At 41.0% G+C, this 25,470-nt stretch carries 22 protein-coding genes; 16 read left to right on the top strand and 6 right to left on the bottom strand.

Annotation, left to right across the window (positions count from 1 at the left end; translation table 11 throughout):
* Window position 1 precedes the first annotated feature (1 nt).
* The 3 genes from NRL14_RS14830 to NRL14_RS14820 all read right to left on the bottom strand — a co-directional run bounded on the left by NRL14_RS14830 (window position 2) and on the right by NRL14_RS14820 (window position 4,123).
* Complete coding sequence (locus NRL14_RS14830; RefSeq protein WP_002961869.1) at window positions 2-1,159, bottom strand: acyl-CoA dehydrogenase family protein; 1,158 nt, start codon at window positions 1,157-1,159, stop codon at window positions 2-4.
* 162 nt (window positions 1,160-1,321) lie between these two features.
* The gene (locus NRL14_RS14825; protein ID WP_182703247.1) at window positions 1,322-2,812 is read right to left on the bottom strand and encodes a CoA-acylating methylmalonate-semialdehyde dehydrogenase; all 1,491 of its coding nucleotides are present in this window, start codon (window positions 2,810-2,812) and stop codon (window positions 1,322-1,324) included.
* A 129-nt stretch (window positions 2,813-2,941) separates the two neighbouring features.
* Window positions 2,942-4,123 carry an acetyl-CoA C-acyltransferase gene (locus NRL14_RS14820; RefSeq protein WP_008135263.1) on the bottom strand — a complete coding sequence of 394 codons (1,182 nt, stop codon included), beginning with the start codon at window positions 4,121-4,123 and terminating at the stop codon, window positions 2,942-2,944.
* A 330-nt stretch (window positions 4,124-4,453) separates the two neighbouring features.
* Here NRL14_RS14820 and NRL14_RS14815 point away from each other — a divergent pair, with 330 nt between their 5' ends.
* From NRL14_RS14815 to NRL14_RS14775, 9 genes are all read left to right on the top strand, one after another.
* The gene (locus tag NRL14_RS14815) at window positions 4,454-4,888 is read left to right on the top strand and encodes a MerR family DNA-binding transcriptional regulator (protein ID WP_002961872.1); all 435 of its coding nucleotides are present in this window, start codon (window positions 4,454-4,456) and stop codon (window positions 4,886-4,888) included.
* Between the two features lie 56 nt (window positions 4,889-4,944).
* On the top strand, window positions 4,945-6,120 hold the full coding sequence (locus tag NRL14_RS14810) for an isovaleryl-CoA dehydrogenase (protein WP_007376571.1): 1,176 nt from the start codon (window positions 4,945-4,947) through the stop codon (window positions 6,118-6,120).
* Between the two features lie 10 nt (window positions 6,121-6,130).
* A complete protein-coding gene (locus tag NRL14_RS14805) occupies window positions 6,131-7,738 on the top strand; it encodes a carboxyl transferase domain-containing protein (protein WP_306725009.1) in 1,608 nt (535 codons plus the stop codon).
* A 12-nt stretch (window positions 7,739-7,750) separates the two neighbouring features.
* Window positions 7,751-8,521 (top strand): enoyl-CoA hydratase/isomerase family protein, encoded by a 771-nt coding sequence (locus NRL14_RS14800; protein ID WP_306725008.1) that lies wholly within the window; start codon window positions 7,751-7,753, stop codon window positions 8,519-8,521.
* A gap of 8 nt (window positions 8,522-8,529) precedes the next feature.
* Window positions 8,530-10,545, top strand: a complete 2,016-nt coding sequence (locus NRL14_RS14795; protein ID WP_306725007.1) for an acetyl/propionyl/methylcrotonyl-CoA carboxylase subunit alpha — start codon at window positions 8,530-8,532, stop codon at window positions 10,543-10,545.
* The gene (locus tag NRL14_RS14790; RefSeq protein WP_306725006.1) at window positions 10,545-11,441 is read left to right on the top strand and encodes a hydroxymethylglutaryl-CoA lyase; all 897 of its coding nucleotides are present in this window, start codon (window positions 10,545-10,547) and stop codon (window positions 11,439-11,441) included. Before NRL14_RS14795 ends, NRL14_RS14790 begins: the two co-directional genes overlap by 1 nt.
* 261 nt (window positions 11,442-11,702) lie before the next feature.
* Complete coding sequence (locus tag NRL14_RS14785) at window positions 11,703-12,401, top strand: CoA transferase subunit A (protein ID WP_008135270.1); 699 nt, start codon at window positions 11,703-11,705, stop codon at window positions 12,399-12,401.
* A 14-nt stretch (window positions 12,402-12,415) separates the two neighbouring features.
* Window positions 12,416-13,072, top strand: coding sequence for a 3-oxoacid CoA-transferase subunit B (locus NRL14_RS14780; protein ID WP_008135271.1), 657 nt, complete (start codon window positions 12,416-12,418; stop codon window positions 13,070-13,072).
* A 333-nt stretch (window positions 13,073-13,405) separates the two neighbouring features.
* Window positions 13,406-14,287: a LysR family transcriptional regulator gene (locus NRL14_RS14775; protein WP_008135272.1), complete on the top strand. Its 882-nt coding sequence runs from the start codon at window positions 13,406-13,408 to the stop codon at window positions 14,285-14,287.
* 1,183 nt (window positions 14,288-15,470) lie between these two features.
* Here the strand turns inward: NRL14_RS14775 and NRL14_RS14770 are convergent.
* From NRL14_RS14770 to msrA, 3 genes are all read right to left on the bottom strand, one after another.
* Complete coding sequence (locus NRL14_RS14770) at window positions 15,471-16,559, bottom strand: IS4 family transposase (RefSeq protein WP_306725005.1); 1,089 nt, start codon at window positions 16,557-16,559, stop codon at window positions 15,471-15,473.
* 35 nt (window positions 16,560-16,594) lie between these two features.
* Window positions 16,595-16,876 (bottom strand): transposase DNA-binding-containing protein, encoded by a 282-nt coding sequence (locus NRL14_RS14765; RefSeq protein ID WP_306725004.1) that lies wholly within the window; start codon window positions 16,874-16,876, stop codon window positions 16,595-16,597.
* A 258-nt stretch (window positions 16,877-17,134) separates the two neighbouring features.
* A complete protein-coding gene (msrA, locus tag NRL14_RS14760; protein ID WP_306725003.1) occupies window positions 17,135-18,424 on the bottom strand; it encodes a peptide-methionine (S)-S-oxide reductase MsrA in 1,290 nt (429 codons plus the stop codon).
* 249 nt (window positions 18,425-18,673) lie between these two features.
* Between msrA and pxpB the strand changes: the two genes are divergently transcribed.
* From pxpB to NRL14_RS14725, 7 genes are all read left to right on the top strand, one after another.
* Window positions 18,674-19,339 (top strand): 5-oxoprolinase subunit PxpB, encoded by a 666-nt coding sequence (gene pxpB, locus NRL14_RS14755; RefSeq protein WP_007376580.1) that lies wholly within the window; start codon window positions 18,674-18,676, stop codon window positions 19,337-19,339.
* The gene (locus NRL14_RS14750; protein ID WP_306725002.1) at window positions 19,332-20,258 is read left to right on the top strand and encodes a biotin-dependent carboxyltransferase family protein; all 927 of its coding nucleotides are present in this window, start codon (window positions 19,332-19,334) and stop codon (window positions 20,256-20,258) included. The genes pxpB and NRL14_RS14750 overlap by 8 nt, the downstream gene beginning before the upstream one ends.
* A 28-nt stretch (window positions 20,259-20,286) precedes the next feature.
* A complete protein-coding gene (locus NRL14_RS14745; protein ID WP_007376582.1) occupies window positions 20,287-20,997 on the top strand; it encodes a DUF969 domain-containing protein in 711 nt (236 codons plus the stop codon).
* Entirely contained in the window at window positions 20,994-22,019 is a 1,026-nt protein-coding gene (locus tag NRL14_RS14740) for a DUF979 domain-containing protein (RefSeq protein ID WP_149614884.1), read from the top strand. Before NRL14_RS14745 ends, NRL14_RS14740 begins: the two co-directional genes overlap by 4 nt.
* Window positions 22,012-22,680, top strand: coding sequence for a pyroglutamyl-peptidase I (gene pcp, locus NRL14_RS14735; protein ID WP_306725001.1), 669 nt, complete (start codon window positions 22,012-22,014; stop codon window positions 22,678-22,680). The genes NRL14_RS14740 and pcp overlap by 8 nt, the downstream gene beginning before the upstream one ends.
* Before the next feature lie 153 nt (window positions 22,681-22,833).
* The gene (asnB, locus tag NRL14_RS14730) at window positions 22,834-24,507 is read left to right on the top strand and encodes an asparagine synthase B (RefSeq protein ID WP_033032304.1); all 1,674 of its coding nucleotides are present in this window, start codon (window positions 22,834-22,836) and stop codon (window positions 24,505-24,507) included.
* Window positions 24,491-25,354: a PhzF family phenazine biosynthesis protein gene (locus NRL14_RS14725; RefSeq protein WP_306725000.1), complete on the top strand. Its 864-nt coding sequence runs from the start codon at window positions 24,491-24,493 to the stop codon at window positions 25,352-25,354. The genes asnB and NRL14_RS14725 overlap by 17 nt, the downstream gene beginning before the upstream one ends.
* Window positions 25,355-25,470 lie beyond the last annotated feature (116 nt).

Below are 25,470 nucleotides of genomic sequence, written 5' to 3'. Positions count from 1 at the left end.
CTTATAAAACGTCGCTTGCAGACTCAGCCAAAATACGGCGCGCTATAATCACGCGCATAATTTCGTTAGTGCCTTCTAAAATTTGATGAACGCGTACGTCACGTACATGGCGCTCAAGCGGGTATTCTTTTATGTAACCGTAACCACCATGAATTTGCAGTGCGTCGTTACACACGGTAAAGCCAACATCAGTAGCAAAGCGTTTAGCCATGGCGCAGTAAGTGGTTTTTTCAACGTCGTTATTATCAAGTTTAAATGCAGCAAGCCTTACCATTTGGCGCGCAGCTACAAGCTCGGTGTTCATATCGGCAATTTTAAATTGCAATGCTTGAAACGCAGCCAATGGTTTACCAAATTGTGTACGTTCTTTTAAATATTCACGGGCGGTATTAAGCGCCGCTTGCGCTGTACCAATTGAACATGTGGCAATGTTAATTCGGCCGCCATCTAGGCCTTGCATCGCAAATTTAAAGCCTTCTCCCTCTGCGCCTAATAAGTTATGTGCAGGAATGCGTACATCTTCAAAGCTAATTAGGCGTGTAGGTTGTGCGTTCCAACCCATTTTTTCCTCAGCTTTGCCGTATTCAACGCCTTTTGCGTCGGCAGGCACTACAAATGCCGAAATACCCGCAGCGCCTTCGCCGCCTGTACGTGCCATTACAACTAATACTTCGGTTTCGCCCGCGCCCGATATAAACATTTTTGAGCCGTTAATAACGTACTCATCGCCCTCAAGCACGGCTTTGGTTTTAAGTGATGCGGCGTCTGAGCCCGAGCCTGGCTCTGTTAAACAGTAAGAGGCAAGTAACTCGCCCATTACTAATTGCTCTACGTATTTGTCTTTAACGGCATCGGTACCAAAACTTGCTACCATCCAGGTAGCCATATTATGAATGGTTAACATAGCCGTTGTTGCGGTACAGCCCATAGCAAGTTGTTCAAAAATAATGCTCGAATCTAAACGAGATAAACCAAGGCCGCCTGCTTCCTCTGGCGTGTATAAACCACAAAAACCAAGCTCGCCCGCAGCTTTAATCGTGTCTTTAGGAAAAATATGTTCGCGATCCCATTTTGCGGCATGGGGCGCAAGTTCTGACTCGGCAAATTGGCGTGCTGTTTGAGCAAAGGCTTGTTGATCTTCTGATAAGTTAAAGTCCATGGTAGACCTCTTTAATTGTGTTAGTTGTGTTGTTAGTGTTTCCCGTCACAGGGATAGTTTGTGACGAGCGGCGAAGGCTTATGTGTGTGTTGTGTGTGAAGTAGCCTTCGCGCCCATCTTTTTTATTAATTATTCTTTTATTTACTCATTTTTTAATTACGATTATTTTAAGTTAATACTCATGTTTGGACCCGACGCAATGTCGTCTTCAAACCAACGTGATGTAATCGTTTTAGTTTCTGTATAAAAACGAATACCTTGTTTACCGTACGTGTGAGTATCGCCATAAAATGAGCCTTTCCAACCAGTGAACGAAAAGAACGGAAGAGGCACCGGAATTGGCACATTAATACCTACTTGGCCTACTTCAATTTCGTGTTGGAATTTACGAGCCACTGCGCCGCTTGAGGTAAATAACGAGGTGCCGTTACCGTAAGGGCTGTCGTTAATAAGTGCGATTGCTTCATCAAGCGTGTCTACAAACATACACGCCAGTACTGGGCCAAATATTTCTTCTTTGTATAAATCCATCTCTTTGGTTACATCGGTAAATAACGTTGGGCCGACCCAGTTACCTTGCTCATACCCTTCAACCGTAAAGTCAGAACCATCAATTAAACAGGTAGCACCTTGCTCTTTACCACCGGCAATGAGTGATAAAATACGTGCTTTTGCTGCTTTTGATGTTTGTGGACCGTATGCCGCGTTTGCATCATCCCATACGCCTGGGCGTACATTTTTAAAGCCTGCTTTAATTTCATCTACCCACTGATTTGCTTGACCTACAAATACAGCAACAGAAATACCCATACAACGCTGGCCAGCAGCACCGACCGATGCGCCTACTAAGTTATTTACGACGTGCGATTTACTTGCATCAGGCATGATAACCATGTGGTTTTTAGCACCAACACACGCTTGCACACGTTTAAGATTTTGTGTGCCTTTAGAATAAATATAAGCACCTACACCACACGAGCCAACAAACGAAATAGCACGCACTGCTTTATCTTCTAGTAAGCGGTCTACTTGTGGTTTTGTACCGTGAACAACTTGTAATACGCCTTTTGGTGCACCGGCTTCAATAAATAGCTCAGCTAAGCGCATTGGTGTAAGTGGATCTTGCTCAGACGGTTTTAAAATAAAGGTGTTACCACACACAATAGCCAGCGGGAACATCCAAAGTGGGATCATTGCAGGGAAGTTAAACGGAGTAACGCCCGCACACACGCCAAGTGGCTGCATATAAGAATACGTGTCGATTTTACGCGCTACGTTCTCCATTGTTTCACCCATCATTAATGATGGTGCGTTAGCGGCTTGTTCTACTACTTCAATACCGCGCCAAACATCGCCTTTTGCATCTTCAAATGTTTTACCCAATTCGTGGCAAATAATGGTAGCAAGCTCATCGTGGTGTTCTTTCAATAGCGCAGCGTACTTCATCATAATGCGAGCACGTTCAGTAATAGGTACGTCTTTCCATGTTTTAAACGTCTCAGAAGCTGAGGCAATTGCCGCGTCCATTTCTGATTCTGTGGTACATGGCACTTGTGCAAGTACTTCTTGAGTTGCTGGGTTTATAACATCGATAAGCTCTTTTGATGCTGATTGAATAAATTCGCCATTAATAAGTAGTGGTACTTGGTGCATGATTAAATCCTAGTGTGTGAGTTGTGTGTTCTCTTTTAAAATTGGTAGCGCTGCTTTGTTAGTATTATTAGTGCAGCGCTTTTATAGTTATTCGTGTAAGTATTCGTCTAGCTATTGATGTAACTGTAATTAGTAAGCTTCTACGGCCATAGCAACCGCTTCACCGCCACCAATACATAAAGACGCAATGCCTTTTTTAAGGCCTCGGTTTTTAAGGGCATGAATTAGCGTTACTAAAATACGCGCGCCGCTTGCACCAATTGGATGACCCAATGCACATGCACCGCCGTTAACGTTTACTTTGCTTTCATCAAGTTTTAACTCGTTAATAGCCAGCATGGTTACCATGGCAAATGCTTCGTTAATTTCCCAAAGGTCAACATCGTTTACAGCCCAACCTGCTTTTTCAAGCACGCTGTTCATAGCCCCTACTGGCGCTACTGTAAATTCACTTGGTTTTTGAGAATGCGTGCTGTGCGCCACAATTTTACAAAGCGGTGTTAAGCCCTGCTCTTTTGCTTTTGATTCGCTCATTAATATAAGCGCTGCGCCACCGTCTGAAATTGACGATGAATTAGCGGCTGTTATGGTGCCGTCTTTTTTAAAGGCTGCACGTAAGGTAGGAATTTTTTCTGGGCGAGCGTTACCTGGTTGCTCATCAATCGATACTGTTACATCGCCTTTGCGTGTTTGCATTGTATGGGGTGCAACTTCGTTATCAAAGCTACCATTTTGTATCGCGGCTTTAGCTTTACTTAATGAGCCTAATGCAAACGCATCCATTTGCTCGCGGCCAATGCCGTATTCATCGGCGGTGTCTTGTGCAAAACAACCCATTGCTTTGTTATCGTAAGCATCTTCAAGGCCGTCGCTCATCATGTGATCTTTTATTTCGCCATGTCCCATGCGCATACCGCCACGCGCTTTTGGAATAAAGTACGGTGCGTTTGTCATGCTTTCCATACCACCGGCAATAGCAGATTGAATAGAGCCGGCTTTAATTAAATCGTTTGCAAGCATGGCCGCTTTTAAACCAGAGCCACATACTTTGTTAATTGTTGTAGCGCCAGTGCTAAGTGCAAGGCCTGCTTTTAACATTGCTTGGCGTGCAGGTGCTTGTCCAAGGCCTGCTGGTAATACGCAGCCCATAATTACTTCGTCTATTGCATCATTAGCTAAACCAGTTTGTGCAAGTGCGCTGGCAATGGCGGTAGCGCCAAGCTCGGTAGACTGCGCATCACTTAACGCTCCCATAAAACCACCCATTGGGGTGCGTTTTGCTGCTACAATTACCACTGATTCTAAAGTCATAACTAACTCCATTGTATTTATATGCAAATAGTTGTTAGTATATTTGCTCTATTAATTTAGTATTCATTTATTATTCAATACCCTTACACAATACTAACGTTTACGCCAACGTCAACTAAAAACAGCTTAATTTTTAGTTTTATAAGTGTAAGGATTATTTTCCATCGGTTAGACTACACTGACAAAATAAAAATAACCCATTGAATATTAATAATATAAATCAACACCTCGCTTAAACATCCCTTTATAAATAGTTTCAAATCACACCAAGCTTTACCTTTACGTAAACTTCACTTATATTGGGGTTATTCGAATGAGGTAAATACAATTATGAAACCAGATAATCAAACAAACTTTGCAAGCTCAGCCAAAATCCCGGCCAGTAATGAACAAACATTTAGCATTAGTGAACTCGCTAAAGAATTTGACATTACAACCCGCTCTATTCGCTTTTACGAAGACCAAGGGTTAATTACTCCAGAACGTAATGGTCAAACCCGTATTTATTCAAAACGCGATAAAGTGCGTTTAAAACTAATATTACGTGGTAAGCGCCTTGGCTTTACATTGGCCGAAACCGGTCGTTTGTTTGAACTGTACGACGCAGATAAATCAAGCGCTAAGCAGTTGGTTACTATGCTTGACCTTATTTCAGAAAAAAAAGCAGACCTATCTCAACAAATGGACGACATTAAAGTTGTTCTTATGGAGTTAGTGACGGCCGAGCGCCGCTGCAGAGACACGCTTAATAAAATAGACGAGTAAGTTTATTTTTAAAATAAAAACACACTGACAACACACACGTCACACAGGAATGAATCATGAGCACTATTTCACTATATAAAGAAATGAACTTTGGCCTTGGCGAAACCGCCGATATGATCCGCGACCACGTAAACAGTTTTGCGAGTCAGGAGATTGCCCCGCTTGCTGAAAAAACGGACTTAGATAACGCTTTTCCAAATCAACTTTGGACTCAAATGGGCGAAATGGGCGTACTAGGTATGACCGTATCTGAAGAACTTGGCGGCGCAGGATTAGGTTACTTAGAACATGTTATTGCTATGGAAGAAATTAGCCGTGCCAGTGCCTCTATAGGATTAAGCTATGGAGCACATTCAAACCTGTGCGTTAATCAAATTAACCGTAACGGGTCACAAGCTCAAAAAGAAAAATACTTACCAAAGCTTATTAGTGGCGAGCACATTGGTGCTCTTGCAATGAGCGAGCCTAATGCGGGCTCTGACGTTGTATCGATGAAACTCAAAGCCGAAAAAAAAGGCGATAAGTACATTTTAAACGGTAATAAAATGTGGATCACCAATGGCCCAGATGCACACACATTAGTTATTTACGCTAAAACAGATTTAAACGCCGGCGCTAAAGGTATTACCGCGTTTATTGTTGAGAGCAACTTTCCTGGTTTTTCAACAGCGCAAAAGCTCGACAAACTGGGCATGCGCGGCTCAAACACCTGTGAGCTAGTATTTGAAAACTGCGAAGTGCCAGAAGAGAATATTTTAGGTAACTTAAACGAAGGCGTTAAAGTACTTATGAGTGGCCTTGATTACGAACGCGTAGTACTTGCAGCGGGCCCGCTTGGCATAATGCAAGCGTGTATGGACATAGTTGTACCGTACATTCATGAGCGTAAACAGTTTGATACCCCGATTGGTCAATTTCAGTTAATTCAGGGCAAAGTAGCCGACATGTATACACAAATGAATGCTGCCCGCTCATACGTATATACGGTAGCTAAAGCGTGTGACCGTGGTGAAACGACCCGTAAAGATGCCGCTGGTGCAATTTTATACGCAGCTGAGCTTGCAACTAAAATGGCACTTGATGCGATTCAAATTTTAGGTGGCAATGGCTACATAAACGAATACGCAACGGGCCGTCTTCTTCGTGACGCTAAATTATACGAAATTGGTGCAGGTACATCAGAAATACGCCGCATGCTTATTGGCCGCGAACTTTTCACTGAAAGCCGTTAAGGATTAAACCATGACGATTTTAAAATCGAGCGTTAATCCTCACGATCCAACGTTTGTGCAAAACCATAAAAATATGTCAGCGCTGGTGGATGATTTACGTAGTAAAGTAGCAACAATTAGCCAAGGCGGAGGCGCTGCATTAAAAGAGCGCCACGAAGGCCGTGGTAAATTATTTGTACGCGACCGTATAAGTACATTAATTGATGAAGGCTCACCGTTTTTAGAAATTTCGCAATTTGCTGCCTTTGGTGTGTACGAACAAGCAATACCTTGTGCAGGCGTTGTAGCCGGTATTGGCCGTGTTAAAGGCGTTGAATGCATGATTATTGCAAACGATGCCACGGTTAAAGGCGGTACATATTTTCCGCTTACCGTTAAAAAGCATTTACGCGCACAAGACATCGCAGAGCGTTGCCACTTACCGTGTATTTATTTGGTGGATTCGGGCGGTGCAAATCTGCCAGAGCAAGATGATGTATTTCCGGATAAGCTGCATTTTGGTCGTATTTTTTACAATCAAGCCCGTATGTCAGGTAAAGGTATCCCACAAATTGCCGTGGTAATGGGATTATGTACCGCAGGTGGTGCGTACGTACCTGCAATGGCAGACGAAAGCATTATTGTAAAAGATCAAGGCACTATATTTTTAGCAGGTCCGCCCCTTGTAAAAGCAGCAACAGGCGAAGAAGTAACCGCCGAAGAACTAGGCGGAGCCGACGTGCACTGTAAAATTTCGGGTGTTGCCGATCACTACGCTGAAAACGACGCCCATGCGCTTTCTATTGCGCGCCAATGTATTGAGCGTATTAATTACACACGCCCTACAGCCCCTCTTCTAGATGATGTAAAACCACCGCGATACGATATAAACGAGCTTTACGGCATTGTGGGCACCGATCTCAAAAAGCCATTTGATGTACGCGAAGTAATAGCGCGCACAGTAGACGACTCATCATTTGATGAATTTAAACGTTATTTTGGTGAAACGCTGGTCACCGGTTTTGCCAGCATTTATGGCAACCCCGTTGGCATAGTGGCTAATAACGGTATTTTATTTAGTGAGTCGGCGCAAAAAGGCGCGCACTTTATTCAGCTGTGTGCTCAGCGCAATATTCCTTTAGTGTTTTTACAAAATATTACCGGCTTTATGGTGGGTAAAAAATACGAAGCCGAAGGTATTGCTAAGCACGGCGCTAAAATGGTGATGGCGGTTTCGTGTGCTGATGTGCCTAAATTCACAGTTCTTATTGGCGGCTCATACGGCGCAGGTAACTACGGTATGTGTGGCCGCGCATTTGAACCAACCATGATGTGGATGTGGCCTAATGCCCGTATTTCGGTAATGGGCGGCGAGCAAGCTGCGGGTGTAATGGCGCAAGTTAAACAAGATGGTTTAGCACGCAAAGGTCAAAGCATTAGCGAGCAAGAAATCAGTGACTTTAAAAAGCCAATTATTGATCAGTACGAAGAGCAAGGTCATCCGTATTACGCAAGTGCACGCTTGTGGGATGACGGCATTATAGACCCTGCCGACACGCGAAGTGTATTAGGGCTTGCGTTAACGGCTGCTAATAACGCACCAAAACGTGATTCGAAATTTGGCGTATTTAGAATGTAACCGGAGCGCAAAATGTCAGTAACACTACAAATAACAAAATCTAATGTGGCTGTACTTGTGTTAAGTCGCCCAGAAAAAAGAAACGCATTTAACAGCGAAGTAATACACGAACTTATTCAGTGTATTGAACATGTAAATACGCTTGATATTCGTGCTTTGGTTTTAAAAACTGAGGGTAAACACTTTTCAGCCGGTGCTGATTTAGCTTGGATGAAATCAATGGCTGATAACAACTACACCGATAACCTAGCTGATTCAATGCAATTAGCTAAATTAATGCAGGTATTGGCAAGCTCCCTTCATCCTACAATTTGCGCTGTGCAAGGTGCTGCTTTTGGTGGTGCTCTGGGCTTAATAGCTTGTTGCGACATAGCCCTTAGTAAAGACGATGCTCAATTTTGTTTAAGCGAAGTAAAGCTGGGTCTTATTCCGGCGGTTATTAGCCCGTATGTAATTAAAGCGATTGGTGAGCGCGCTGCTCGCAGGTACTTTTTAACGGCTGAAGTGTTTGATGCACATACAGCTAAGCAACTTGGCTTAATTCATCAAGTAACCGGTAATTTAGACTGTGCGGTCGATAATATGCTGCAAACACTGATTGATAATGGACCTGTTGCAGTAAAAGCCGCAAAAGCATTAATTAACGATGTAGCAAATAAACCAATAACCGATGAACTCATTGAGCTTACCGCTGAGCGTATTGCAAAAATTCGCGTATCTGAAGAAGGTCAAGAAGGGCTAACTGCTTTTTTTGATAGACGCTCACCCGCTTGGCAACTGTAGGATTGATTATGAACACACAACGATTACAAAAAATACTGATTGCCAATCGTGGAGAAATTGCGTGTCGAGTAATACGCACCGCAAAACAAATGGGCTTAACCACGGTCGCGGTTTATTCTGATGCAGACAAACATGCCCAGCACGTAAAAATGGCTGACGAGGCTTACCATATTGGTGCTGCGCCTAGTAAAGATTCGTATTTAGTAGCAGACAAAATTTTACACGTTGCCAAAGACTGCGGCGCTGATTGTATTCACCCAGGCTATGGTTTTTTATCTGAGAACAGCGAATTTGCTAAAGCCTGCGAAGCTAATAACATTGCTTTTGTAGGACCACCAGCAAGTAGCATTGAAGCAATGGGGTCTAAAACCCGCGCTAAAGAAATAATGGCAGCTGCTAATGTGCCATTAGTACCAGGTTATTATGGTGATAAACAAGACCCTGCTTTTTTACAAAGTGAAGCTGAAAAAATTGGCTACCCTGTACTCATTAAAGCGGCCTTTGGCGGCGGCGGTAAAGGCATGCGTGTGGTTGAAAAAGCACAAGACTTTATAAGCGCATTACAAGGTGCGCAACGTGAAGCGATTGCCGGTTTTGGTAACGATTTAGTATTGCTTGAGCGCTACGTAAACCAGCCTCGCCATGTTGAAGTGCAAGTATTTGCGGATAACCATGGTAACTGTGTTTATTTAGGCGACCGTGATTGTTCTTTGCAACGTCGTCATCAAAAAGTAATTGAAGAAGCCCCTGCTCCGGGTTTATCTGACGAACTACGTAAAGAAATGGGTGAAGCGGCTGTACGTTGTGCATTGGCTATAAATTATAGAGGCGCGGGTACGGTTGAGTTTTTACTGTGTGGCGATGAATTTTTCTTTATGGAAATGAATACGCGCCTTCAAGTAGAACACCCAGTGACCGAAATGGTAACCGGTGTAGATTTAGTCAATTGGCAAATTAATATTGCGGGCGGGCAAACATTGCCACTGACACAAAGCGATATTCAATTGCAGGGTCATAGCTTTGAAGCGCGTATATACGCAGAAGATCCAGCTAACGACTTTATCCCGTGTTCGGGCACTATTGAAGCGTTACACACACCCCTTAACAGTGAATTTGTACGCATTGATACAGGCATTGCACAAGGCGACGAAATTAGCCCGTTTTACGATCCGATGATTGCAAAACTTATTGTGCACGACGACAATCGCGAACAAGCCTTGAGCCGTTTACAACACGCCCTTGAGCAATTTCATTTAGCGGGTTTTAGCACTAACATTGGCTTTTTACATAATTTAGCAAGCCACCCTACGTTTAAACAAGGTGCGCCAAGCACACACTTTATTGCAGAGCAAGGCGACTTGTTAGTTACTGTTGATGAATCGTTATTGCAAGCAAGCCAACTTATTGGTGCGTTTGCCTATTTAGAATCGTTAACTAGCACACAAAGTGCGCCAAACAGTGCAAGCCCTTGGCAACAACTAAGCGGTTTTACACTCAATGCACCACAAGTAATTAAAGTCCCTTTTGCCGATTTACAGCTAAGCGCTATAAAAACGTCAGCGGGCTATAGTATTACGCATAACGAGCACGTATTTAACCTACAAGGCTCATTAAATAATGGTCTTTGCAGTGTATTTATTAATGGCGAAAAACATAGTGCGCATGTAAATAATGTAGGCAATAGTACCGTGAGCAATAGTACTGCGACCAATATTGTCACTGTTATGAATAAAGCACTGCAAACTAAGCTTGAACTAGTTGATAAACATTATATTAGTTCGCACGAAAGCGAAGCACTGCCACTTGCCGCGCCGCTTAATGGCACGGTAGTTAAGCACTTAATCGACATTGGTAGCACAATTACCAAAGGTGATGCGGTTGTAATTATTGAAGCCATGAAAATGGAATACACGCTTAACGCACCGCATGACGGAATTTTAAAAAGCTACTGTTTTGGTGAAGGCGAATTAGTCACGCATGGCGCTCTACTTGCGATAGTAGAAGATACGACTGAGGAAGCATAATGAGTGCATTTCCAAGTAAAGTTCGTATTGTTGAAGTTGGCGCGCGAGACGGCTTACAAAACGAAAAAATAGTCAGTACAGCCGATAAAGTAACACTTATTAACGCCTTAAGTGCTGCTGGCTCAAAAGATATTGAAGCTGGCGCGTTTGTGTCACCCAAATGGGTGCCGCAAATGGCAGACTCATCGGATGTAATATCAGCCCTTAATTTACCCGATGTAAATTTAAGCGCCCTTACACCTAACTTAAAAGGCGCACATGCAGCGCACGCTGTCGGCATTAAAGAGTTTGCCATATTTACCGCTGCGAGTGAGTCGTTTTGTCAAAAAAACATAAACTGCTCAATTGAGCAAAGTATTGAACGTTTTAGCGAAGTAATGGCGTTTGCTAAAGCTAATAATATTCGTGTACGTGGTTATGTAAGCTGTGTGCTAGGTTGCCCTTATGAGGGTGAAATTAACCCGCAAGCAGTACTGAATGTATCGCAAAAGCTATTAGATTTAGGCTGTTACGAAGTAAGCCTTGGCGATACCATAGGTGTAGGCACCGCAAAAAAAGTAACGCAGTTAATCGAGTTACTTTTAACGCACATTGATAAAGCCAAGTTGGCGGTGCATTTTCATGATACATACGGCCAAGCGCTCACAAATATTTACGCAGCTTTAAGCCTAGGTATTGCAACGGTTGACGCGGCAGTTGCGGGCCTTGGTGGCTGTCCTTATGCTAAGGGGGCGTCAGGAAATGTTGCCACCGAAGATGTCGTTTACTTACTGCAAGGGCTTGGCATTGAGCATGGAATTGATTTACAAAGGTTAAGTGACGCTGGCTGGGAAATAACCAAAGCACTTGGTAAGCAACCTGTGAGCAAAGTATCTGTGGCACTACACACTAAATAACCTGAGCTCTGGATAATAAATCTATCTCGAGCAGCTATTTTCAGCACTAACTACGTTGAATTTACTTGCAATAGGCCAGCTATTGACGCGTAAATTCGCCTTGTTTTCACTGAAAATCTTTGGCTAGAGAAAATAAACTTAAATATCACCCTGATTCATAAGTTAGTAAATCTCTTAACCAGAGTTCAGGTTAAATGGCTATCTTATAAAATGATGATTAAAGATAATTAACAACAAATAGCACACAATGAGGAGAGACTCATGGCCGGTTTTGATAAGGTAGTTTCTAGTTACGAAGCTGCAATGGAAGGATTAAAAGACGGCGATACCATTATTGCCGGTGGTTTTGGTTTATGTGGTATTCCTGAGGGCTTAATTAAACAAATTAAGCACATGCAAACAAAAAACTTAACTGTAGTATCTAATAACTGTGGTGTTGATGACTTTGGTTTAGGTATTTTATTACAAGACAAACAAATTAAAAAAGTAGTTGCCTCGTACGTTGGCGAAAACGCCCTATTCGAGCAGCAGTTATTAAGTGGCGAAATTGATGTAGAGCTTACGCCTCAAGGCACACTTGCTGAAAAAATGCGAGCTGGTGGCGCGGGTATACCTGCGTTTTACACCGCCACCGGTTACGGTACTCCAGTTGCTGAGGGCAAAGACGTAAAAGAGTTTAATGGTCGCCCGTATATTTTAGAAGAATCTATAACGGGCGAATTTGCTATTGTTAAAGCGTGGAAAGCCGACCGCTTTGGTAATTTAGTGTTTAGACACACCGCCATGAACTTTAATCCAATGGCTGCAACAGCAGGCAAAATTACCGTTGCCGAAGTAGAAGAAATTGTAGAACCGGGTGAGCTTGAGCCAAGCCAAATTCATACCCCGGGTATTTTTGTAAATCGCGTTATTAAAGGCAGCTTTGAAAAACGCATTGAACGTGTAACAACACGAGATTAAGCAGGAGCATAATTATGGCATTATCACGTGAACAAGTTGCAATGCGCGTTGCACAAGAACTTCAAGATGGTTACTACGTAAATTTGGGCATAGGAATTCCGACACTCGTCGCAAACTATGTACCAGATGATATTGAAGTTATGTTACAGTCCGAAAATGGCCTTTTAGGCATGGGCCCGTACCCCACTAAAGCAGATCTAGACGCCGATATGATTAACGCGGGTAAAGAAACCGTGACAGCAGCCAAAGGTGCAGCCATATTTAATAGTGCAGATAGTTTTGCCATGATACGGGGTGGTCATGTAGACTTAACCGTTCTGGGTGCATTTGAAGTTGACCAGAACGGCAACATCGCATCGTGGATGATCCCTAAAAAGCTGATTAAAGGCATGGGTGGCGCGATGGATTTAGTCGCTGGCGCGAAAAATATTATTGTTACCATGACCCATGCAAGTAAGCATGGTGACTCTAAACTATTAGAGGCCTGCTCTTTACCGCTTACTGGCGTTAATTGCGTAAAAAAAATAGTAACAGATTTAGCCGTATTAGAAGTTAAAGACGGCGCATTTCATCTATTAGAACGTGCTCCGGGCGTATCTGTTGATGAAATCATTAGTAAAACAGCAGGTAAATTACTTGTTGACGGTGAAGTTCCAGAAATGGTTTTTTAGGCTTTAGCTTAAAAATAACGCTTTACCCTGTACCGACCTCATTCCCAGTGCCAATGGCGCTGAGTTACCCAAAATCCCTCGCAAGAGGGATTTTTTTTGTCCTTTTGCATTATTTTTAGGCTAATTCATACATCTGTAGTAAATTTTTATCTATAATAATTGCATAAATAGATGATTAGTTAGCTAGAGCATTTGCACTACTTTGTTGTTATCATGCACCACTTTTGTGAACTTGCTCTATGAGTAATTTTAACTTGTTGAAATTACTAACATTACTAACTGGTTCGATTTTTGCCTATACTAGGCTATACAAACAACTTAATACTGGAAAACATGCAAACTCCTATTCGTGGCCTTCGATCTTTTTGCTTTGCAGCAAGAAGCCTAAGTTTTAAGCATGCAGCTAATGAGCTGTACTTAACACCTTCGGCAGTAAGCCATCAAATAAAACAACTTGAAGAACAGCTTGGTATTGAACTTTTTCAGCGTAAAACACGTTCAATAAGTTTAACAACAGCTGGTAAAAACTTTTTTGATGCCGTATCTCCTATCATTACCATGTTAGAAGGTACCATTAACGAGTTTAGTCAGATGCAACAAAACACTAATTTAACAATTACCTTGCCTGAGTTTTTTGCAAGCGAACTACTTATGCCTAAATTAAGTGAGTGGACGACAGAGCATCCTAATATTAATTTACAAATGGATACGCTTAAAACACGCAAAGAAATAACACGGCATAGCGATTTATCTATTGTATTGTCCTCTAGTAAACCTACTGAAGGCTTAGTAACTGAATTATTTAATCTTGAATATATCCCTGCGTGTAATGAAAAACTGCTCAACCAGTGGAAAAATGATCATCGTAAAGCATTAAACCAAGTTCCGCTAATTCTACATAAAGCGCGTCCTTGGGCGTGGCATCAATGGGCTGAAAAAGCAGGCATTGATGACTTTTCTCCTTCGCAAATTATCCAAATAGACAGTATGTTTGGTGTAGCACGTGCTGCGCAGCAAGGCATGGGCATTGCGCTTATTCCACTGCCAATTAGTCAAAGTTGGTTAGATGAGAAGTGGCTGTATAAATTATTTGAACAGCCTTTAACAACTAAAGATAAATACTACTTAGTACAACACGAATCCAACACACCTAATCACCCACTTGATTTATTTGCGAAGTGGGTTGTAAATACGTTTAGAAAAATCCAAGAATAACCCCCGATTAGACGAGTTCAGTAATACAACATACTGTGTGTTGTATTACTGAATTCGTCTAATACCAACCGGCATAAATCTTTGATCAATTTAACGAATTAAATTGCACTATAACGTCGTTAAAAATTTTTTATTTACGACTGCATGGATGCAGGAGGTAGAGCAATGCAGGGAGCAATTGCCGAGAACAACTAGATACAAAAATTTTTGCCTAGTTCTAGCGTAATTTTCTTAACGTTAAATAGACCCCATATATAAGCAGATTTGTATAACTCCCTGCAAATATGAATAATATTTTTTAATTAAATACATAAACTTAGCGCCACGCATTAGACTAAAGTCTATAGTTTAATTTTTTTCACCCATTGGTTTCGTTTTTATCGTTTGTCGAAAATAAGGTTAAATACTAAAGTTACATTATAAGCTCGAAAAAATTCAATTTAACTGTTTCATAAAGAGTAATAAATGCAACTTTTTGGGTTTTAGTGACTCAAATGTTGCAGTTAAAAGAATCTTATATTGTGTGTGTAAGATGTTGTCAGTGTGAAAAACAGTTCAAGTTAGGTGGTGACTTAGCTTGAACTGTTTTTATTCTTGGCTCATACCACATGATTTGTAATACAAGACTACGAAATTGTAGCAAGCAGAATCTTTATATTGTGTGTGAAGATATTGTCAGTGTGAAAAATAGTTCAAGTTAGGTGGTGACTTAGCTTGAGCTATTTTTATTTACTTGCAACTACATAATATATATAGAATATAAGTTAAATACTTTAGGAACTGTTATCTCAAAAGATTTAATTTTCAACGGCATGTTTTATTTTTAGGCAAAACAAAACTTATAATGTGTTGATATTAGCCATACATAGCCGTTCACAAAGTATAAGTACCAAACCTTGCGCCGCGATTCCCCCCACTAGATAGAACGAATTTAATCCTAAAAGCTCAACAGCTCCTATTAAAACCCTAGTAAGTTAAAGCTTACTAGGGCGTGTTGACCTTTCGTGGTTGAATTTGCAGCAGGCTGTTTGGCTTTTTAGGCAAGGCAGAGCCTATGTAGTGTGGTTATTCCCCATAAATAGGCGATAACGCAGCATAAATACCAAACATGTGCTGCCCTTTGGGTTCTTTCTAGGGGCGATTAACTCTTTGTTGCCTACATGGATGTAGGTCTGTCTCTTGATCACAACTTTTCTGTCTGCTGAATTGATATTAACAATTCGGCAGATTCGACCATTTCTGCTAATTTCAACCACCCCTTCCAGAGTGCTTTTACGCCAACTCGACCATTTCTTTTACTGTCATACCACCCTCCCAATTTCGCTAAACTATAGTATAGCCAATGGAGAGACGGTACTTTATCCGGCAACACATCCTTTTCAACCTTTGCCCATAGTAATTTCCACGTCATCTCTTTAACACAAGTTGTACATCTCACTTCTTTGTCTAATTCACTCCTTTGCGCCATATTTTGCAGCTGTAATAACCTGACAGCAATAAACGCCTTAATGATCGCAATTCGTAAAATATTATCACTGTGCTGCAAACGTAAATCTTCTACTTCGGTTCCATCTGTTTTCCATGTTTTATGAAACTCCTCTACACGCCAGCGAAGTTCATAGTATCTTACTAATTTCTGGGCATCTTCTGCTGTATTTACGGGCTCTGTCGTATATAAAATCCAACATAATGGATTTTTTTGCGTACTTTCTTTTTCCTGACAGACAATGACATTGACGCTCAATGTCGGTGATTCTTGCCCTTGTACTCGCTTAGGCTTGGCGAGTGTTATAGGTTGATAGTTCAATGTAATTCGGGCCTGACGCGCTTTTCTTCCCGCACGTTGCGCTATATTAATAGTGTAACAACACTGACCCTGCGCTGTTTCTATTAACTGATTGAGATTGCATTGAGGCTCTATTAATTTTCTATTTTCTTTTGCTCTGACTAAAAATCGATGCCCTTCATCTTTTTGGTAAGTCATGTACTCATAAATGTCAGCTTCTCTGTCGCAGATGTTAAGTATATTTGATAATTCACCTGTACGTTTTTTTATATCCATTAATGTTTGTTGCCAGCGATAGCTTTCTTTCTCTTCGTAAGGGCGTTGCTGTTGTTGATCTTTAGTCCCTTTAACCTTTGATTTCCTAAACCAATAGTACTGGTCGAGTAAACCAATAACGTGCTCCGTATCTGCATCAATTGCTAAAGTTGAATGCGCATATAGCGTTCTTGTTTTTGATGGTTTTCCTAATGTATTTGCACAGTTCACATCGCCTAATTCTTTGCAAACACTGTGTTTAAATGTCAATCTTGGATAGCGAGAACCATAGGCAACTGCTTTACCGCTTCACTCGTTTGTGATAATCCTGAATCGGCAATCGCTTGAGGGGATATTTTCTCATTTCTAATGAAACGATAAGCGGCTTCAATTTTTGCGGGTGTATCAGAAGCCTTAACAATTGAGCTGTCTGCATTCTCAGCCATATCGCTTGCTAGTAGAGCTAATCGTCGGGTGCGTCTCGGATCTCCTAAATTAGCATTACCAAAAATTAATTGAGCCCATTCTTCAGAAGTGTTTGTGTGCATATGATAAATCTATGAGTGATGATGATCGATTAGATCACAGACTTAACGATATTCAAAGACTTGTGTATAAGAGACAGGGATGTAGGTAAGGGGCGTGAGCAGGACGCGGAAGCTTTGCTCGGTTTTTACTTAGCCCGCTAGGTTACAAACCTCACGCCGCGATTTAATCGCCCCTAGATTGAACAAATTTCAATCCACAAAGATCAACACGCCCTAATATTTTTTTGAAAATTAAATTATGTCTGGAATAATTTTAATTTAACTTTTATCTCGCGGCACAAAATCAAGTACGGTTGCGTTAATACAATAGCGATCGCGCCCTCTTGGACCTTCACCTGGGAACAAGTGCCCTAAGTGTATACCAGTACTTTTTGAGCGAAGCTCAATGCGAGTCATACCCCAACTACTGTCGTCATGCTGTGTTACATTGTTCTTTACTGGATGAGTAAACGACAACCAACCAGTACCTGAGTTAAACCTATCGCTTGTATCAAATAGTGGCTCACCACTTAATTTATCTACAAAAGTACCGTCAGGTGTATTTTTAAACTCTTTGTACTCTTTACAGTAAGGTCTATCTGTTCGCGCATCAAATGCAACTTTGTAAGCATCGCTGTTACCTAATTTAAAAGCGCCTAATGCTTTATAAAACTCTTCAGGCGTTGCGTAACCTTGACGGCCATATACCTCAACGCCATTTTCTAAAAACAAAATGGTCGGTGTTGCCCACGTGGCTGACTTAATAGTTAAATCATCAAGTTGGTCAGCATGGCGAAACGACATTGGTATTGTCCCTTTGTAATCATTTGCGACTGCTTTTTTGAATTTTTCACAGTATGGGCAGTATTCACGTGAATCTAAGACTACGATTTGCTTTCCTGCTAATAAAGCAGTGTTATCTACTTTTTCTACGGGTGTTTTATTAAAAACAACACCGGTAGAATGATCTGGGCAATAGCCATTAGGATTCTTTTCTAAATAATTTTGATGATACTCTTCTGCCGATACAAAGCCTTGAAGCGGTTTAATAACTGTTTCAATTTTGCCGTAGCTCGCATCAGTTAAAAGTTGCTGATATTTCGACTTAACTTGCTCTGCAACTTTAGCCTGCGGATCGGTAGTCGTTAATACGATTGAACGATATTGCGTACCGATGTCGTTCCCTTGGCGATTTTTTTGCGTAGGATCGTGACTTTCAAAATAGTTTTTTAATAGATCTTCTGCTGAAATTATATTGCTGTTATACATAACTTGTACAACTTCAGCATAATTGTTCTCGTCAAAACGACGAGACTGATCAGTAATGTTTCTGTACGTTGCTTTAAAGCCTTTGCCGTCAGCGTAACCCGACTCAGCATCTATAACGCCATTAAGCGCTTCGTAGCGTTTTTCGGCTCCCCAAAAACAACCGGATCCAAGTACAATAGTTTCTACATGCATGGTTGCTTCGACATTACTGTGCTCAACCTTTTCCATAGATAAAGCAAAACTGCCTGCGCTAAATATAATAGCAGCGCCTGATAAATATAATAAATGCTGGTGTTTCATAAAGTACCTCATAAACAAGTGCGTGCTAATTAAGACCTCCTTATCTTAATTTTCATTTCAAGCTAATTACTTATTTAGTACGAAGCGTATTAAGTTTTAGTCCTCAATAAGTTAAATACGATTAATTGAATATAAAAATACTCTTAAACTAAGCTGAGCAAATAAAAATAACCACTTAGTCGCAATGGTGTAAATAAATTAGTAAAACTGTGTTACGTTTAAATTATGTTGTACAAATAGGTTTATTTAATGAAGCCAGCTCCTCATATTTATGCATTAACAAACAGTAGCTTACTGTTTGATGCATCGCATTTAGACGCTACAGATAGACTCTCTATTCAAAAGAAAATTTGGGCTTTAACTAGCCACTGTAAAAGCACTGATGAATTTAGCGATTTGGTGCCCGCCATGAACTCGCTCACTCTTTATTTAAAATCAGATAAACACTTAAAACAGTGGTTACAAGTGCTACCTTCGCTGTGGAATGATATTAAAACGAGTACATTTAAGGGGCAGCATCACTTAATCGAAACAACCTACAAGGGTGAGGACATTAATTACGTGGCTCGCTATCATAATTTAAGTGCCGATGAAGTTATTAATATTCATAGTAACACCAAGTACCACGTTTTATTTTTAGGCTTTCAGCCCGGTTTTGCTTACCTACATGGCTTAAATGAGCAATTACATACACCAAGGCGTGACGAGCCTCGCATTAAAGTTCCTAAAGGATCTGTTGCGATAGGTGCTGCACAAACCGGAATTTACCCCGCAGATACCCCAGGTGGTTGGCATATAATAGGTCATACAGATACTGCTTTGTTTGATTCGACCTCTGAGCAACCTTGTTTAATTCAACCAGGCGATACGCTTGAATTTGTTCCGCTCGTTAATAAAGGAGCAAATCATGATTAAAGTACTTAAAAGTAGTGTATTGCTTACAATTCAAGATTTTGGCCGTGAAGGCTACCGCCATTTAGGTGTAAGCAAAGCGGGTAGCTTGGACCCCATTGCACAAATAATTGCTAATAGATTACTTAACAATAACGACAATGATGCAGTTTTAGAAATAACCGTTGGTTTGTGCGAGCTTGAATTTACTTGCGACACAGTAATTGCACTGCATGGTGCCGATTTGCAAGCAACCCTCGATGGACATGCAATTTATCCTGGCTGGACATATGCAGTAAAAAACAAACAAGTACTGAACTTTGCTACTGGTAGAGCCGGCTTAAGAGCTTATTTAGCAGTGAAAGGCGGTATACAAAATACCGAGGTTATGGGCTCTAAATCTACAGATTTAAACGCGTGTTTTGCTGGTATTGAAGGTAGAGCTCTCACTACTGGTGATGAAATACCTATTACTCCTTATTATGGAGAGTTTATAAAAGTAGGCGCAATGGCTCCCGCCCAGCGCAAGCTTATACGACTGCACCAAAGCCCTCATGCTAATTTATTAGGCGAGCCTTTACTTAGCAACTTTGTATCTACCGCATTTAAAGTTAGTAGTAACAGCAACCGAATGGGCGTAAGGCTTGAGCATAAAAATAATTTGGGGCATTCGCACTCTTTGCCATCATTAGGGGTGAGTCCTGGGAGTATTCAACTACCACCAAATGGAGAGCCTATTGTGTTACTAAATGATGGCCAAACCACAGGGGGCTATCCGCTTTTAGGCACTGTTATTGAAGCCGACTTACATCAATTTGCACAATTTAGACCTTTAGATACTGTTGAGTTTAAATATGTAACGTTTGAAGAAGCAGCAAAGGCGAAGCAGAAACTTGACGGACACCTACATCAATTGAGCCTTGCACTTAAAAATAACCTATAAAAACATTCTAAAAATAAATAGGAAAACTATGTTCGATTTAAATTATTGGCCGCTTATTGGCATTCCTGTTGTAGTAATCGGTTTTGCACTGCGCTTTAACCCTTTACTAGTGGTTACCTTTGCAGGACTTGCGACCGGCTGGGCAGTCAATCTTGATTTTATCAGCTTGCTGCAAACGTTTGGCGAAAAGTTTATGAACTCGCGCCAATTAGCGAGCTTCATTTTAATTTTACCTGTTATTGCACTGCTTGAACGTTATGGATTACAACAACGTGCCCGCGATTGGATTTCACAAATTAAAACAGCCACCAGCGCGCGTATACTCGCTCTTTATTTTATTGTTAGAGAATGCTCGGCTGCACTTGGTTTACTCTCACTCGGTGGGCAAGCACAAACGGTACGCCCTTTGCTTGCTCCTATGGCATTAGGAGCTGCTACAAATAAATATGGCGAATTGCCTAAACCCGTAAAAGATATGATCAGCGCGCATGCGGCGGCAGTTGATAATATTGCGGTATTTTTTGGGGAAGACATATTTATAGCCTTTGGTGCTGTTTTACTTATGGATGCATTTTTAAAAGAAAACGGCATAACCGGTATTGAACCGCTGCATATTGGTTTATGGGCAATCCCTACCGCGCTATGCGCCTTGGTTATCCACTTATTTAGACTAGCTCGACTCGAAAGTAAAATTGCAAAAGCGGTTCAAAAGTACAATGCACCGGAGCCAATACTATGAGTAAAGTAATTGATGCCGATGTATCGCATACAAGCACTGCACTCGTGACCATTGAAAACATATACCTGCTTATTGGCATCATGGTAATGTTTTTAGTAGTACGTACCCTGCAAGACAAAAATCATCCAAAAAGGCTTACAACCGCCCTATTTTGGTTTTTATTTGGCAGTAGCTTTTTACTTGGTGATTTTGCTATTGCAACTCTTGGTGCACAAACAACGTATTTAATGGTGGGTATTAGCGTATTACTCATTGCTTTATTAGCCGGCTTAAATTTAGTTTCCATGGGAAGTTACTCTATTCCTAGCGAGCAGGATCAAAACCAAAGCGCTAAAACTCTAGGCAATAAGTTATTTATTCCCGCTTTAATGATCCCAATTGTTACCGTAGTCTTTACTGTACTATTTGATAATGTAGCTATAAACAATGTTTACTTACTTGATCAACGCCATTTAACACTTGCATCTTTAACCATTGCTTGTATTTTTGCATTACTTGTTGGCTGGAAAATCACTGGTGGTAGCCCTGTTCAAGCCGTAAGCGAATCACGCCGTTTAGTAGATTCTATTGGTTGGGCAGCCATTTTACCGCAAATGCTAGCCATGCTTGGTGGGGTATTTATTGTGGCGCAAACAGGCGACTCTATTAAAGAATTAGTTACTTTATTTATAGCCCCTGATAACCGTTTTATGCTGGTTGTTTTGTATTGTGTAGGTATGGCATTTTTTACCATGATTATGGGTAACGCGTTTGCTGCATTTCCGGTGATGACTGCTGGTATTGCGATGCCATTTTTAATTGAAGGTCATGGCGCAAGCCCTGCACCTTTAGTGGCGCTAGGTATGTATAGCGGCTATTGCGGTACGTTAATGACGCCGATGGCAGCCAATTTTAATATTATTCCTGCCGCTCTTTTAGACTTAAAAGATAAGTACCATGTAATAAAGGTTCAAATTCCGACGGCAGTTACCTTACTCGCCGTTAATATTATTTTAATGTATAGCTTGGTGTTTAATGACTAAATCAACTTCTTCAATGGCGTGTGTATTAATAACCGGCTTTGCGCCTTTTGGTGGCGAAGCTATAAACCCTTCTTGGCAAGCAGTGCAAAAACTTGATGAAACTATCATCATGAAACACAAAATATGTACACTAGAACTTGCCTGTGAGTTTAATTCGTCTATCAGTCAGCTTATAAACGCCATTGAGTCGCACAATCCGGCGGTTGTTTTATGTATAGGTCAAGCTGGTGGGCGCAGTGAAATATCAATAGAGCGAATAGCAATAAACGTTGACGATGCACGTATTAAAGACAATACAGGTAATCAACCTGTCGATACACCAATAGAAAAAAATGGCCCTGATGCCTATTTCACAAACTTACCAATAAAGCGCATGTTACAAGCATTGCACAACAGTAATATACCAGCTGCCATTTCGAATACGGCAGGCACGTATGTGTGTAATCACGTTATGTATGGTCTTATGCATTACATAAATGATCACTGCGCTGTAATGAAAGGTGGCTTTGTGCATATTCCTTATTTACCAAGCCAAGCTGTGCACCACAATGGCGCACCAAGCATGAGTGAGGAAACCGTTATTAACGCGCTGAAAGTGATGATTGCGCAAGCTTTGAACAATAATAGTGACGTAAAAATAGCAGCAGGCACCACACATTAACCACTTTGGTGCAGTTAAATATAACTTGGTGCATAAATTATTCTTAATTAATTGTAAAAGCTATGTGACTTGAGTAATTTTTTCTGATAAAACAAGGTTTCGCAGCACAGCAAATTGGCTTTGCTACACACATAATAGGAATGAGGAGTTACTATGTGTTCAATTTTTGGGGTATTAGACATAAAATCTGATCCCACTCAATTGCGTACCCAAGCAATTGAAATGTCAAAGCTGCTTAGACACCGAGGCCCAGATTGGTCTGGTGTATACGCATCTGAAAAAGCTATTTTAGTGCATGAGCGTTTAGCTATTGTTGGTGTATCAAGCGGTGCACAGCCTTTATACAATCCTGAAAAAACAAATATTTTAGCGGTTAACGGCGAGATTTATAATCATAAAGAACTTGCAGCAGAGCTAGATGTTGATTTTACTTTTCAAACTCAATCAGACTGTGAAGTTATTTTAGCGCTGTACAAACAAAAAGGGCCTGACTTTTTAGATGACCTAAATGGCATTTTTGCATTTTGTTTATACGACGAAGAAAATGACGCCTACTTAATTGGCCGTGACCATATTGGTATTATCCCGCTTTACACTGGTCACGACGAGCACGGTAACTTTTACGTTGCTTCTGAGCTAAAAGCACTTTCTCCAATTTGTAAGCATATTGAAGAATTTCCACCAGGGCATTACCTGTACAGCAAAGATGGTAAAATGACGCCTTATTACAAGCGTGATTGGGAAACGTTTGATGCAGTTAAAGATAACAGCGCACAAGCACAAGACGTTAAAGATGCATTAGAAGCGGCCGTTAAACGCCAGCTAATGTGTGACGTGCCTTACGGTGTATTACTTTCTGGTGGTTTAGACTCATCAGTTATCTCTGCTATCACCCAGCGTTTTGCTGCAAAACGTATTGAAGATAACGACGAAAGCGATGCATGGTGGCCTAAGTTGCATTCTTTTTCAGTAGGCCTTGAGGGTTCACCTGATTTAGCCGCGGCCCAAAAAGTAGCTGACATGATTGGTACTATTCACCACCCTATCATTTTTACCATTCAAGAAGGTATTGATGCATTACGTGAAGTGATTTACCACATAGAAACCTACGACGTAACAACAATTCGTGCCTCTACACCTATGTACCTAATGGCTCGCCAAATTAAAGCGATGGGCATTAAAATGGTGTTATCTGGCGAAGGTGCTGATGAGCTATTTGGTGGTTACTTATACTTCCATAAAGCCCCTAACGCACAAGAGTTTCATGAAGAGCTAAACCGTAAAGTATCAAAACTGCATATGTTTGACTGTTTACGTGCTAATAAATCAATGGCAGCATGGGGCGTAGAAGCACGTGTACCGTTCCTTGATAAAGAATTTGTTGATGTTGCTATGCGTATCAACCCTGAAGCTAAAATGTGTAAAGATGGCAAAATTGAAAAACACATTTTACGTGAAGGCTTTGATGGCTACTTGCCTGATGAAGTTTTATGGCGCCAAAAAGAGCAATTTTCAGACGGTGTTGGTTACAGCTGGATTGATACGTTAAAAGAGTTTGTAAACGAGCAAGTAAGCGATCAAGAGCTTGCAAATGCAAAATTTAAATACCCTATTAATACACCAGATTCAAAAGAAGCTTACTACTACCGTACTATTTTTGAATCGCACTTTCCGGGTGATGCATCAGCTAAATGTGTACCACATGGTAAATCGGTAGCGTGTTCGACTCCTGAAGCACTTGCATGGGACGCATCGTTCCAAAACAATGCAGATCCATCAGGTCGTGCTGCGGGCGTTCATAACGACGCGTATGCAAGCAAAGGTTAACACTCTTTGTTTAACGAAGCGTAAGCCCAAATGGCTTGCGCTTCGCTTTATAAAACTCACTTCCACCGAATCTGTTTTTTATAGCCCTGCAAATAACTTAAAAGGCTCTAGTGCTTTAATTGTTATTTATAAAAATGGGTTAACATCAAAAACAATGCAATATATTGCATCACAATCAAACCACCCTGCTACCGTATTTTTAAATCAAAATGAGATAACTAAACGCCATTGTAATATTCGCTGGTTTAACCAAACAAGTGAAATTAAACGCTGTGGACATGGCACTTTAGCGGCCGCTAATTTTTTAATAAAGCATTTTGGTTATTGCCCAGAAGTACTTACATCAATGAGTCATGAGCGTTTTACTATAAGAGTAAAAAAACAACGCGCCCAGTTATTACTAAAAAGCATAGAGCCTAAAAAAAGCGAATTAGCTGCAGGTGAGTTAAAAAGTGTGTTTTCATCAGCAATAAAAGCAGCCTACAGTACCGGCGATAAAAACGGTTATACGGTTGTATTATTTAATAAAGAATTTAATGAAGACGTTGAAAAAGACGATTTAAAAAGCTTACACGTTGATTTTAAAGCTTTGAGTAAACTCCACAAGAATGCAGTAATTGCCCTTAGTATAAAAAATAAAGACAAGAAAAATGCCATAGCGCATTTTAGATACTTTGCACCCCAGTTTGGAGTAAATGAGGACAGTGCAACGGGCTCAGCAATAACTGTTATTGCCCCCCTGCTATTTAGACTACATGGTTTAAATAAAGTTAAGCTTATACAGCAATCAAATAATGGCGCATTGCTAAATTATGAGTTTAACAATGCTAAAGTTGTCATTTACTAGGGTGTGTTGACCTTTGCGAATTGAAATTTGTTCAATCTAGGGGCGATTAAATCGCGGCGCGAGGTTTGTAACCTAGTGGGCTAAGTAAAAATCGAGCAACAAAGCGTTTATCGCCC

This window comes from Pseudoalteromonas sp. 20-92 (assembly GCF_030847595.1).
Lineage (GTDB): Bacteria > Pseudomonadota > Gammaproteobacteria > Enterobacterales > Alteromonadaceae > Pseudoalteromonas > Pseudoalteromonas fuliginea.
The sequence above is the reverse complement of the archived record's forward strand: the minus strand, read 5'-3'. Positions and strand labels throughout refer to the sequence as shown.